12 protein-coding genes are annotated in these 12,091 nt (G+C 42.3%); 6 read left to right on the top strand and 6 right to left on the bottom strand.

Annotated features, from left to right (window positions below; all coding sequences use genetic code 11):
• Nucleotides 1-3: 3 nt before the first annotated feature.
• The 3 genes from AC0YN6_RS07030 to AC0YN6_RS07020 all read left to right on the top strand — a co-directional run bounded on the left by AC0YN6_RS07030 (nucleotide 4) and on the right by AC0YN6_RS07020 (nucleotide 2,095).
• The gene (locus AC0YN6_RS07030) at nucleotides 4-669 is read left to right on the top strand and encodes a cupredoxin domain-containing protein (protein WP_475745941.1); all 666 of its coding nucleotides are present in this window, start codon (nucleotides 4-6) and stop codon (nucleotides 667-669) included.
• A 94-nt stretch (nucleotides 670-763) separates the two neighbouring features.
• Complete coding sequence (locus AC0YN6_RS07025; protein WP_475745940.1) at nucleotides 764-1,333, top strand: RNA polymerase sigma factor; 570 nt, start codon at nucleotides 764-766, stop codon at nucleotides 1,331-1,333.
• Nucleotides 1,334-2,095 (top strand): anti-sigma factor, encoded by a 762-nt coding sequence (locus AC0YN6_RS07020; RefSeq protein WP_475745939.1) that lies wholly within the window; start codon nucleotides 1,334-1,336, stop codon nucleotides 2,093-2,095.
• Nucleotides 2,096-2,151: 56 nt separating this feature from the next.
• Here the strand turns inward: AC0YN6_RS07020 and AC0YN6_RS07015 are convergent, their stop codons facing one another.
• The 3 genes from AC0YN6_RS07015 to AC0YN6_RS07005 all read right to left on the bottom strand — a co-directional run bounded on the left by AC0YN6_RS07015 (nucleotide 2,152) and on the right by AC0YN6_RS07005 (nucleotide 5,397).
• Nucleotides 2,152-3,039, bottom strand: a complete 888-nt coding sequence (locus tag AC0YN6_RS07015) for a cation diffusion facilitator family transporter (RefSeq protein ID WP_475745938.1) — start codon at nucleotides 3,037-3,039, stop codon at nucleotides 2,152-2,154.
• 252 nt (nucleotides 3,040-3,291) lie between these two features.
• Complete coding sequence (locus tag AC0YN6_RS07010; protein ID WP_475745937.1) at nucleotides 3,292-4,773, bottom strand: methyl-accepting chemotaxis protein; 1,482 nt, start codon at nucleotides 4,771-4,773, stop codon at nucleotides 3,292-3,294.
• Between the two features lie 42 nt (nucleotides 4,774-4,815).
• The gene (locus tag AC0YN6_RS07005; RefSeq protein ID WP_475745936.1) at nucleotides 4,816-5,397 is read right to left on the bottom strand and encodes a GNAT family N-acetyltransferase; all 582 of its coding nucleotides are present in this window, start codon (nucleotides 5,395-5,397) and stop codon (nucleotides 4,816-4,818) included.
• Nucleotides 5,398-5,755: 358 nt separating this feature from the next.
• Between AC0YN6_RS07005 and AC0YN6_RS07000 the strand changes: the two genes are divergently transcribed.
• Nucleotides 5,756-6,112, top strand: a complete 357-nt coding sequence (locus tag AC0YN6_RS07000; RefSeq protein ID WP_475745935.1) for a YtxH domain-containing protein — start codon at nucleotides 5,756-5,758, stop codon at nucleotides 6,110-6,112.
• 496 nt (nucleotides 6,113-6,608) lie between these two features.
• Here AC0YN6_RS07000 and AC0YN6_RS06995 read toward each other — a convergent pair whose 3' ends face one another.
• The 3 genes from AC0YN6_RS06995 to AC0YN6_RS06985 are packed head-to-tail and all read right to left on the bottom strand — an operon-like array spanning nucleotide 6,609 to nucleotide 8,295.
• Nucleotides 6,609-7,391, bottom strand: coding sequence for a sigma-70 family RNA polymerase sigma factor (locus tag AC0YN6_RS06995; protein WP_475745934.1), 783 nt, complete (start codon nucleotides 7,389-7,391; stop codon nucleotides 6,609-6,611).
• Nucleotides 7,388-7,828, bottom strand: a complete 441-nt coding sequence (gene rsbW / locus AC0YN6_RS06990) for an anti-sigma B factor RsbW (RefSeq protein WP_475745933.1) — start codon at nucleotides 7,826-7,828, stop codon at nucleotides 7,388-7,390. The genes AC0YN6_RS06995 and rsbW overlap by 4 nt, the downstream gene beginning before the upstream one ends.
• 38 nt (nucleotides 7,829-7,866) lie before the next feature.
• On the bottom strand, nucleotides 7,867-8,295 hold the full coding sequence (locus AC0YN6_RS06985) for a DUF948 domain-containing protein (protein ID WP_475745932.1): 429 nt from the start codon (nucleotides 8,293-8,295) through the stop codon (nucleotides 7,867-7,869).
• 165 nt (nucleotides 8,296-8,460) lie between these two features.
• Here AC0YN6_RS06985 and AC0YN6_RS06980 point away from each other — a divergent pair, with 165 nt between their 5' ends.
• Together AC0YN6_RS06980 and AC0YN6_RS06975 are read left to right on the top strand one after the other, a co-directional pair.
• Entirely contained in the window at nucleotides 8,461-11,208 is a 2,748-nt protein-coding gene (locus AC0YN6_RS06980; protein WP_475745930.1) for a response regulator, read from the top strand.
• Entirely contained in the window at nucleotides 11,181-12,071 is an 891-nt protein-coding gene (locus AC0YN6_RS06975) for a CheR family methyltransferase (protein WP_475745928.1), read from the top strand. The genes AC0YN6_RS06980 and AC0YN6_RS06975 overlap by 28 nt, the downstream gene beginning before the upstream one ends.
• Nucleotides 12,072-12,091 lie beyond the last annotated feature (20 nt).

The following is a 12,091-nucleotide window of genomic DNA, read 5'->3' as shown; positions in this document are numbered from 1 at the left end:
GTCATGCGAAAAATATCTTATGGGTGTTTGATGCTGATCCTGCTTCTCCTCTTCTTATCAGGCTGCGGGGCTCAGGAGTCAAACGAGACTTCTGCCCGCAATGCAGTGGATACGACAGATGCTCCCTTAAGCTCAGAAGCTGTTGATGAGTATGCGGCGGAGAATGCGACTCCATCCCCTAGCCCAACGGATGCAGTCTCCCCATCCCAAGAGCCGGTTGAAACGGAAAAACCGAAGGAGACGGAAAAGCTTGAAGCAACGCAGAAGCCAGCCGCAACGCAGAAGCCGGCTGCAACGGAGAATGCGACAGAAACGAAGCCGAAGGCTACTCCGGCTCAACCTAAGTCTACACCTAAAACACCGGTCAAAACGGAGGAGCCGATAAAAGACAAAGAAAAGCCTTCTGATGCGGTAACCGTTCATACCGTTGAGATTACTAATTTCGCTTTCTCACCAGATAAGCTCGAAATTAAACAGGGCGATATCGTTACCTTTATCAATAAGGATGAGGTAAAACATTCTGCAACTGCTGATAATGAGCAATTCGATACGGAGTTGCTTGCCCAGGATGAAAGCAAGAAGGTCACCTTCTCAGACGCAGGTGAGTTCGGCTATTATTGCATTCCTCATCCTGGTATGAGAGGATCAATCGTAGTGAAGGCAAAATAATTTATCTTTATTAAAAGATTAGGAGCAGTTGTTTAAGGCTGCTCCTGTTTCTGATAACATTAAAAAAAAGAGCCTGTTGTGGAGGCGCAAATTGATGCATAATCTTACCGATCTAGAACTCATGCAGCTAATTAGAAAAGGTAAAAATAAAGCGCTGTCCGTTCTTTATGACCGGTATGGCGCTTTGGTGTATTCCTTCGCCATCAAGGCAGTTCGAGATGAGCCAACCGCTAGAGATATTTCTCAGGCGGTATTTATGCGTTTATGGACTACAGAATCGGAATACGACCCGGATAAGGGACGTTTTACAAGCTGGCTGCTTACCGTTACCCGCAATATAACGATGGATCATATTCGAAAACAAAAAAGAGACGCTTCCGGCCTTGTACAACTAACAGAGGGGCTGTTCAATGAATTGCCAGATCAATTGAGCCTGTCACCCGAGGAACATGTTGAAAGGCATTCCTTAAGGGAACAAATTCAGCAAGCATGCAAGCATTTATCTCAATCACAGAAAACGCTGATCGAGCATTTTTATTGGCAAGGCTATAGCTTAAGAGAGCTGGCACAGCTGTATGATCAGCCGCTCGGAACGGTCAAAAACAGACTTCATCAAACTTTAAAAATATTGCGAAGGCATCTTGTGGCAAAGGGGGATCTTTAAATGAATGACGAAGCATACAGCAGCGATTGCGATTTCATACTCGATTATCTTTCTAGTGCATGCTCCGAAGAGGAAAAGGAAGCATTCGAGCGTCATTTGACTTATTGTGATTCTTGCAAGCAAGAGCTGGCCGAATTACAAATCGTATGGGAGGAGCTTCCCTTGGATATGGAACGAATTGAACCTCCAGAGGATTTGAAGGAGCAAATTTTGTCTGCTGCCAAAGCATCGCCTAAACGCCATAAAGCACGGAGTAAAACAAAGCTATGGAAGCCAGCAATTGCCGTAGCAGCGGCAGCGCTTATTTTTGTCAGCGGCTCGTTATGGGATAATCCTTTAATTAAAAAACAGGATACACGATTAGAGACCATTGAAAAAGCTCTATTTGCTCCAGCATCCGAGATTGTACAAATTTCGAGGCTAAAGGCGGAATCCACTGAGAAGGAGCATGCATATGGCATCGCATGCATTGTTGACAATGGAAAGAGCAAGCAGTTTGTAGTTTATGTGTTCGGAGCCCAAGAAACGAAAAACGAGGAAGCTTATCAGGTCTGGCTTCTCCGAGATGGCAGTCGTACGAGCGCAGGCACGTTCCGCGTTGACAAGTCCGGAGTAGGACTGCTCGCCATGGGAATAGAGTCAGACCAATTAACCTTTGATAGCATCGGTATTACTCTGGAGCCCGATGAGAAGGGTGATCAGCCGCGCGGGACTAAAGCTTTCGGAATGGATGGCGCTCCTTATTCGGTAAAAACACTTTAGCTTTAGATAACAGCGACAGCCAACTTCATCATCCATGGCTGTCGCTATTTATTTTTCTACTTGTACCAAGGATTCAAATGAATCAATACCTCTTCAACAATAGGATTTTGATCCATAATAACCTTCTTTATTTTTCTGCTAATGTCATGGCCCTCTTGAACGCTTAATTCAGCAGGAATCCCCACCCGTACATCAACAATCATGTAATGACCGTGCTCTCTAGCGCGTATTCGATCAATTCTTTTCACTTCCGGTATCGTTTTGACCAGCTCTAGCATTTCGTCCATTCTATCTTCATCTATATTTTTCTCCATCAATACGTCGATTGAGGTTCGTCCCATGTGGATTGCTAATTTGAGGACAAAATATGCTACGATGATTCCTGCAAAGGGATCGCCATATTTTAGAAAATGAATATTGTAATGTTCTCCAAGCATAGCAAGAGCGATACCAATCACTGCAGCGAGGGACGCGTATACATCAGCTAAATGGTCATAAGCGGTTGCGATCAAGCCGCTGCTATTCGTTTTTTTGCCAATACGCATGGTATACACATAAAGCCACTGTTTCCACACTAATGAGATTCCAGCTGCGAACAGAACAAGTACCGTTGCTTTATGAGGCGGCTCCATTAGAGCCATTACCGAGTGATACCCCATGTAGATAGCTGCTAATACGAGTACAACAGCTACAATGCCAGCACCGATAACCTCTGCTTTGCCGTGTCCATAGGGATGGTCTTTATCGGGCGGCCGTTTTGAAATCATCATCGATATTAATGCGGCTGCTGTTGCAAAAACGTCTCCAGCATTATGAACGCCATCTGCGATAAGCACCTGACTGCTGAAAAGAAATCCAATAATTAGCTTCATGGCCGTTAAAAGAATATTGCTAATCAGACTTGACCAAATCGCGATAGCTGATTGTTTACTTGTTGATTCCATAAAATTAGTTAGTCCTCATCTCATTCCCTAATATACGACCTTATTTGCTATAAGCTTTAAAGGTACCGTGACATTATACAAAATGAAAATCGTGTGGGTCTAGAGAAACAGTCTTGCCTTAAGTAAGAATTCTTATTGAACACCAATAGAGTTTGAATCAACTAATAATGTTGCTCGTGCGCAAAATAGGCATGAGGGATAAACTCCACCCCCATGCCTATTTCTAAAACATCCTATTCATACAACATGGGCTTAGTTTTTCGAAGCCATTTGTTTGAGCTCTGTAAGTAATTGATCGAGCTGTGCGTATTCCTCAACCATCGTATGAATCTTAATATCCTGTGTTTCCATGCTGGCATGAACCTCTTCAACAGAGGCCATATTTTGCTGTGTTGTAGCTGCTATATTTAGCATTTCATTTGACATACTCGTATAACGAAGATGCAGTTCATTTGCTGAGCTGCCTACTGAATCGGAATGCCTTTTTACAAGCTCCGTATTCTCATTGATCTGTTCGATAAGCTGCTGTACCTGACGAGATACATCTCTGCTAGTCGTCACGGCTGTTTGGCCGTTTTCTACTTGCGCGTGAACAGCACTGATTTGTGAGCGAATTCCTGATAAAATTTGTGTAATTTCATTTGTCGCCAATCTTGAATGATCCGCTAGCTTACGAACCTCGCCCGACACGACAGCAAAACCTCTGCCATGCTCACCAGCACGAGCCGCTTCAATAGCAGCATTTAACGCGAGCAGATTCGTTTGCTCAGCAATGCTGCTAATCGTATCAACGATGGAGCTGACGCGATCATTTTGTTTATTAAGCTCAATCATCATTTCCACAGTATGTGCAATAATGGAGCGAACACTTTCCACCTCTGTCGATAAGGTCGTCATTTGTTCGCGGTTTTTAACCGTTAAATTTGCATTGTCAGCAGAATATTGCTGTAGAAGCGCTGTCCCATCAAGAAGCTGCTTAACAGAAGCATCAATGACCTGCGACGATTCGCTAATGTTCATAATCGTTCCTGACTGCTTCTCAATTGCCGCCGACATTTCAGAGAATGTCGCTGTTACCTCTTTCGAGATATCTCCAGTAGAGCGTACGTTTAACTGCTGGCTGCTGCTGAACTCCGATAAAACCCTAATAGAAGAATTCAGTTTCACTAGCATTCCTTCTGCCATATCCTTGGAAGCTAATGCTTCTAGCTGCTTGTCCACAACCTGACGCTGAAGCTTGCCGCTGAAGCCTGCTGAGAACGCAAGCGCGACCGTCGCAAACGTTAGGTACAAAAATAAGTAAACAAGTGATTCATTCGGAAATAGCTTCGGCTGAAGTACTGGATCAAAAAATAAATAAGTGCTTAATGCTGCACCCAAAATACCCGTAACGATAATGGGTCTATGATCTGCGTACAAGGTAATGATAGCAAGATTAACGTAAACTAAGAAATACGTACTCACAATAGGATTCGGATCGGATACAATTAATAATGTAACGATGATTGTCAAAATAAATGGTACGACAAACTTAACGTATCCCGTAAAAATTCCCCGGTATGTCATGAAAGTAGCTGCCCCGCACAAAAAACTACCAACACCCGCAAGAAGTAAAATCATCTCCATGCTAAGTCCAATAGCAAGATCTGTTGCGATCCCAAGAGCTAGAAGGCCCCAAAGTATTTTTATTAACAATCGATTTCGTTTGTCTAGTTCTGTTAATTCTTTTTTCATGACATTTCCGCCTTTTCTGAGTAAACTAATATTTTCTATCGCTTAGACGTTTCGTCCAGTACCTACCGCTCCAGTTGTGGCTAGAACCGCTTCGTTCGGATAGATCAGCCATTCATATCGACTCTTATTCCGATACATTTGCTCCATATCGAACAATACAGGTACAACATCATCCCCCTTATAAAATACTTTCTCACCTACTTTTTCGAGTGGTACTTGATACGAAATTCGAAGCGCCCTCAAAAAAATAGGCTCCAGCAGTGAAACAAAGTATTTCATTTGCAGCTTTTCCGCAATATAGACAGCCGACGTGAGCAAATCCGAAATATGTCGTCCCCTATATGATTTGAGCAGAGCTATTTTGTCAATCTCGGCCACAGCGTCGCCTGCTTCTATGACTTTGGGATGCTCTCGAAAAGGGCCCGCATCATTAATTGAGCTTGAGACTAAGGAGTAGGGCTTAATTTCAGATGTCCCTACATAATGTCCTTCCTCTGTCACAATGACAAATCTCTCAAGAGCCTGTTCCGAAAACTCAAGTTCAAATCCTTTCTCCATCCATACCGTAGTCCAAATTCCATTAAACATGGCCAGTTCCAGTTCATTCTCCACTCTTTTAAACATAATTCCTCTCCTCTATTTCTCTATTTTTTCTATTTTCTGCATAGGTGAAATAAGTAGGCATTATTTTATCGGAATAATTAACTCAATTGTTAACCATTTTAAGAGAATATTTATTACGATTTTCAAAATATTTTCCCATTACTTCATTCACATCACTCATTTGTGAGGTGTAAAAGTCTTCCTTTGTCGATTTTTTATAAATTTATCCAATTTATCGATTATCTCGTTCTCAAAACTCATAATTCCTAGTTTCCTTATTCATTTGTTTCAAATGAGCTGTTTTCGTTTACATATAACTAAGAAAACAAAAAACGTTGGTCCACATGATCAACACATTAAAAATGAGGAGAGATGTCAAATGTCACGAGAAAACTCTAGTAATGGCGTATTGGTTGGAGCAATTGTAGGAGGTGCTATCGGTGCGATTTCAGCTCTGCTATTTGCGCCAAAAACAGGTGCTAGCCTTCGGGAAGATCTCTCCAACAAGTTCAAGACCATCAGTGAGAAAACAAAGAACCTCGCACATACGGTAGGGAATAATACAAAAGAATTTGCTTCAACTGTTAGTGAAAACACAAAAGATATTGCCCACAATATCAAAGAAGAAGCCGGCGACCTCGTCGATCACGCTAAAAAATCGAACAACAATATTATGGAATCCATTACCTCAGCTAAGGATGATGTTAAGGATGGACTTGCTTCCACTGGGAGGTAATGCTAAGAAAACCGAACGACGAAAAAAGGGGCTGTTCCATAAGTCATCAAAGATGACGATGGGATAGCCCCTTCTATTCAGAACAAATGTGGTTCCTAAATTCACTACGCAGTCGAATGTTCTTCCGATCGCTGTTGTTATCGGATTCCTGGAATGAATGGGCCGAGGAAGGAATCCGCGAACAAAGGCGACCGCTGGCGCTTCTCCAGAATCATTCGACCTGCTCCGTTTGGTTGAACCTTGAACATTATCAGTAAGTCTAGAAACTAGACTTATTTCTCTGAAAACGACCAATTCTACACAAATAGATCTAGAAACTAGATCTATCATGCTGCCTATTCCGCCAATGTGACTCTAAAGCGCCGGATTATCAGTAATAAGTCTAGAAACTAGACTTATTTCTCTGAAAACGACTAATTCTACACAAATAGATCTAGAAACTAGATCTATTATGCTGCCTATTCCGCCAATGTGCCTCTAAAGCGCCGGAACATCTTCACGTACCATAATCCGCGCTATGCTCTGCTAACAGCACCTTCAGCTTCTCAATCGCCCGCTTCTGTATGCGGGAAACGCTCATTTGGGATACTCCAAGCTGGTCGGCTATGTCACGCTGAGATTTGCCATTATGATAAGCAAGCATCAGCACTTTCTTCTCCTCCGCTTTCAATTGATCCATTGCTTCCTCCAAATCGAGACGATTATCCACATTCTGATAATCGTCCTTGTCTGAACCAATGAGATCACCTATGGTAGCAGCACTGTCCCCTTCGCTGGATAATGGTGTATCCAGCGAAACATAGTGATAAGATTCTCTGCATGAAAGCACCTCAATCGTTTCTTCCACAGAGAGTCCTAGATGCACTGCAATCTCTTCTATTTTTGGCGAATGCCCCAATTCTACCGTCAAGTGATCAATAGCCTGCTGGATGAGCAAGCCCTTCTCTTTGATTCGCCTTGGCACCTGAATATACCAGGACTTATCACGCAAATAGTTTTTCAGATGACCAATGATGCTCTTCATGGCATAACCCTCAAATGGGATTTCTCGGGAGCTGTCATATTGTCTAAATAAACGCAGCATAGACAGCTGACCGACCTGATACAAATCTTCATAGAGATCCGGCCTGCTCCGAGACATCTTTGCGGCAGCCATCTTTACGATAGGCTCAAAGTGCTGCAGTAATACCGTTGCAATTTCATTGTCATTCGATTCCTGATATATTTTCATTTGTTCAATCAATTCTTGTGGAGTCAGGAAGGATGAATTAGCGTTCATGCCATCTCCTCTTTCCTACCAATGAACTTGGTCAAAATCACCTCTGTGCCCCTCTCAGAGAACACTTCAACTTTATCCATTAGGGCGTGCATCATAAATAGACCAAGCCCCCCCGCAGTCACATCGCTTAGCTCTTTGTTATGCAGCGAATCGTTTTTGCTTGCAGACGGCTCATATTTAAAGCTTGTTCCTTCATCCTTAATTCGAATTAACAGTCCTTTATCCTCAAGTTCAAAGGTTACGTCTACCATTCCAGGCCGCTCATTGCGGTAAGCATGAAGCACAACGTTCGTGCAGGCTTCCGTTACCGCTACCTTCATATCTTCAATTTCCTCATAGGAAAAACCTGCTTTATTCGCAATACCGAACAATGTAAGTCTAACGATATCAATAAATTCTGCTTTCGCTGGAATCGATAAACGAATCAATGAGTTCATAGTCGCTTCTGTCCTCTCTTATATGTTCCTATTATAGCTCATATTTTTTTAACTTTATTCCAAATCCTGATCGTAGCGATTGCACCGTTATATAGCGTACTAAGTAACCCAGGTTCTTCGGCAGGCTTATTGCTTTCCTTCTTAATAGAAGCTGCTACACTCGCCGCTGATTCCTTCGCCGCTCCAGTAAAAGAGTGTAGGGCATGACCAATATCGTTGACCGATGCGAATAACACATCTAGAGAGCTTAGCTTCGTTCTTACATCAAGCGTCATCGCATTCGTATTATGAATAGCCTCCTTCACCTCGACGCTTATTTGTGTAACCTCAGTCCGCAGTGAACCCACTGTTTTCCGCATCTCATCGAGAGCGCCTTGCAAAACTTTCAACGTTTGAATAAGTGAATACAAGAGAACAAGGAAAGCAATTGCTATAACAGTAATACCAATTTGCATGAACAAATCCATTGTGATCACTTCCTTTTTTCATTAGTTACCCGCTGGCTCATCATTTGAAACAATCAAGTACAATCATTTCTACATTTCAGTGTTCCAAAATTATCCTAGAAGTGTTCATGCTATAATAGAGATAACCTTTTACTAGAATTGTTTAATATAAAGGAGTTTATTATATTGCAAAATTTACGTTTCAAGATCCGATCAAAGATTTTACTCGGCTATTTTCTTATCATTTGCTGCTTGGGTTTATCTATCCTGATCGTCAGTGAGAGGATTTCATCCTTGCAAACAGAGATTGAAACGATCACAAGCCGAGACATCGAAGTGCATAATTTGATTACTACCATCCGATATAATGCCGTTAACATGGAGACAAGCCAACGCGGCTATGTCATTACGGGAAATGAAATTTATTTGGAGCCCTATCTCCATGGAAAATCAGAATGGGAAGCAAATTATAACGCGCTCTATCAGTATCTTTCCGATGATCCAGTAACCATTAAAAATTTAGAGGAAATAAAACTAACCATTCAGAATTGGATTAATGTCGCCGGAGACCCTACTGTAGAAATGCGCAAAAGCAACAACACCCAAGCGATTATCGATTTTTTTAATGATGACCTAGGGAAAAAAGATATGGATTCGCTTCGCGTGCAATTGGAAACTTTGCGTCAAAATGAAATTGCTTCAACCAAAGACCATATTGCGGATTTAAAAAGTCGCAATGACATTCTCATTATCAGCTTGTATCTCATGCTGCTCATCGTTTCTATTGTCGCTTTCATCATCGTGTCATTCGTTTCCGGTGCGATTGTCAAAACGATTAATCAAGTTGTCAAATCAATCAATGATATCGCATCCGCAGGAGGGGATTTATCCACTCGCATTAAAGTGAACACACACGATGAAATTAACGACCTCGCCGTGGCTACAAATACGCTGCTGGATAATATAAATGACCAAAATTGGATTCAAACGAAGGTTGCCGAGGTAGCAACTATGAATCAAGGTATTAATGATACCGCTACGTTAGCGGATTCCTTTCTCACGAAGCTGGCTCCGATGATAAACGCTGCCTACGGCATATTTTATATTCGTCAAGGTACCGGTGATCAGCAGAAATTAATTAAATTAGCTTCCTATGCAGCGAATGGGGACACGTCAGGACACGAAAGCTTTCGTTTAGGCGAAGGCCTTATCGGTCAAGCTGCCCTGGATAATCGTACTTTTCTATTAAATTCGGCCCCAGAACATCCGCTTAACATCACGTCGGGTATTGGAACAGTGCAGCCTAGGAGTATTCTGATCGTGCCTTTCGATTTTCATGGAAAAGTTGAAGCCGTCGTTGAGTTTGCTTCTGTGGATTCGTTTACTTCACAGCATCTAAAGCTGCTTGAACAAATCGATTCACACTTCGGCGTTGCTATTAATAGCGTTCTTGGCCGTATGGAGATCGAGAGATTGCTAAGTGAATCACAAGTGTTAACCGAAGAGCTGCAGACGCAAACCGAGGAACTGCAAACGCAGTCGGAGGAGCTGCAGATGCAGCAAGAAGAAATGCGTATGACTACCGAGCATTTAGAAGAGCAAAATCTGTTTGCCGAGCAGAAGACGAAGGAATTAGAGAAAGCAAAGGAAGAGCTGGAGACTTATTCGGAGCAGCTCAAGCAAAGCTCGCAATACAAATCCAATTTCTTGGCCAATATGTCGCATGAGCTGCGTACTCCATTAAACAGCATCTTAATTCTCTCTCAGCTTCTAACGGAAAATGAAAACGAGACACTAAATTCAGAGGAAGAAGGGTATGCGAAAGTTATCCATACATCTGGCAATGACCTGCTGACACTGATTGACGACATTCTTGATTTATCCAAAGTTGAAGCTGGGAAAGTCATCTTGACGATGGATGAAGTAAACGTCAGTGAAATTCCGCAGCATATGCAGCTGCTTTTTCAACCTATAGCTGATCAGAAAGAGCTGGAATTCCATATTAACGTTGACGCTAACCTGCCTCCGTTGCTTTATACAGATGGTCAGAGGCTTCAACAAATTTTGAAAAACCTATTATCCAATGCATTTAAATTTACCGAAAAAGGCTCGGTTATCCTTGATATACAAAGAGCTAATCAAGAAGAAGTAAAAAAACTTATCCCTGCGCATGCCGACAAAACCGTTTTGGCGATATCAGTGATCGATACCGGTATTGGCATACCGCTTAATAAACAGAAGCTAATATTCGAAGCCTTCCAACAGGTAGACGGTGAAACGAATCGTCAATATGGCGGAACCGGTTTAGGATTGTCCATCTGCAACGAATTTACTAAGCTGCTGAGCGGATGTATCGTCCTAGACAGCATACCGAGGAGAGGGAGTACATTTACACTGTTCTTGCCTAGCCTGCCTAATATGGAGAAGGAGCAACTCGTAACCTTTCACCAAGAGACAGCCGCAGCTGCTGAGTCTCCTGTTACAATCACTGAACCTGACGTTATCGAAAATACGATAATAGACGTAAATGAGAATGAATGTACCCTGTTTAAAGGAAAAAAGGTACTGCTCGTTGAAGATGATTCCCGCAATGTATTTGCGCTTGTCCAAGCGCTCGAGAATAAGGAGTTTAACGTGACCGTTGCAAGTAACGGAAAACAATGCTTAGACATAATTAAAGAGCAATCCGACTTCGATCTTGTGCTTATGGACATTATGATGCCGATTATGGATGGCTTTGAAACGATGAAAGTCATTCGACAAGACACCGCAATGAAGGACACGCCTATTATCGCCTTAACGGCCAAAGCAATGAAGAGCGACCGTGACAAATGCTTGGAAGCTGGTGCTTCCGATTATATTAGCAAACCTCTAAATATGGATCAGCTTTTCTCGTTAATGCGGGTATGGCTGACAAAGCAGGTGGGGAATTGATAAATCAATGGAATGAGGACGCTGCTGAGAACGATGAATTATCGTCCAACGATTTGGAACGCATTGAAATTGATTTGTTATTAGACGGCATACACAAAGTGTACGGCTACGATTTCCGTCATTACTTGCGTTCCTCGCTTCGCAGGCGGATCAATCATCGAAAAAGTCTTGAAGGCTTGCCGACGATCATCTCGCTACTGGAGAAGGTGCTTCACGAGCCTGGTTTTATCCAGATTTTACTTAATGATTTCTCGATTAAAGTGACAGAAATGTTCCGGGATCCCCATTTTTTTGCGGCATTTCGTACCGAAGTTATTCCTTTGCTTAAGGATCTTCCTGAAATACGAATTTGGCATGCAGGCTGTGCAACTGGAGAAGAGGTTTATTCCATGGCTATCCTGCTCCATGAGGAGGGCTTGCTGGATAAGTCAAAGATTTACGCAACAGATATGAATGAGCATGCCATCGAGAGTGCAAAGCAAGGAAAATTCCCGCTTAAACGTATGCAGGGCTTTACGAAAAACTACTTGCAAGCTGGCGGCACGAAAGAATTTTCCTCTTACTATACGACCGATTTTGAACATGCTTTATTCCATCCCTATCTCAAAGAAAATCTCATGTTTGCCGAGCATAACTTGGCAACGGATAATTCTTTCAATGAATTTCACGTTATCTTATGTCGGAACGTTCTTATTTATTTCGATTCTGACTTACAGAGCCGTGTTCATACCTTATTCTTTGATAGCTTAGCTCTGCAAGGCTTCTTAGCATTAGGAAATATGGAATCGCTCATTTCCGTTCACAAAAGCAAATATGAAGATTTTAATCAACCAGAGCGTATTTTCCGCAAGGTGAATAGTTAGCTAAGTTTAATCCCTATCAT

It is taken from the genome of Paenibacillus sp. J22P15, assembly GCF_056269345.1.
This window is presented reverse-complemented; position numbering and strand designations above follow the sequence as displayed.

Excerpts from the sequence above, each read along its gene's own strand:
- AC0YN6_RS07000 (WP_475745935.1), top strand. The coding sequence starts at position 5,756 with ATGTCACGAGAAAACTCTAGTAATGGCGTATTGGTTGGAGCAATTGTA.
- AC0YN6_RS07015 (WP_475745938.1), bottom strand. The coding sequence starts at position 3,039 with ATGGAATCAACAAGTAAACAATCAGCTATCGCGATTTGGTCAAGTCTG.
- AC0YN6_RS07005 (WP_475745936.1), bottom strand. The coding sequence starts at position 5,397 with ATGTTTAAAAGAGTGGAGAATGAACTGGAACTGGCCATGTTTAATGGA.
- AC0YN6_RS07020 (WP_475745939.1), top strand. The coding sequence starts at position 1,334 with ATGAATGACGAAGCATACAGCAGCGATTGCGATTTCATACTCGATTAT.
- AC0YN6_RS06985 (WP_475745932.1), bottom strand. The coding sequence starts at position 8,295 with ATGGATTTGTTCATGCAAATTGGTATTACTGTTATAGCAATTGCTTTC.
- AC0YN6_RS07010 (WP_475745937.1), bottom strand. The coding sequence starts at position 4,773 with ATGAAAAAAGAATTAACAGAACTAGACAAACGAAATCGATTGTTAATA.
- rsbW (WP_475745933.1), bottom strand. The coding sequence starts at position 7,828 with ATGAACTCATTGATTCGTTTATCGATTCCAGCGAAAGCAGAATTTATT.
- AC0YN6_RS07025 (WP_475745940.1), top strand. The coding sequence starts at position 764 with ATGCATAATCTTACCGATCTAGAACTCATGCAGCTAATTAGAAAAGGT.
- AC0YN6_RS06975 (WP_475745928.1), top strand. The coding sequence starts at position 11,181 with ATGGCTGACAAAGCAGGTGGGGAATTGATAAATCAATGGAATGAGGAC.
- AC0YN6_RS06995 (WP_475745934.1), bottom strand. The coding sequence starts at position 7,391 with ATGAACGCTAATTCATCCTTCCTGACTCCACAAGAATTGATTGAACAA.
- AC0YN6_RS07030 (WP_475745941.1), top strand. The coding sequence starts at position 4 with ATGCGAAAAATATCTTATGGGTGTTTGATGCTGATCCTGCTTCTCCTC.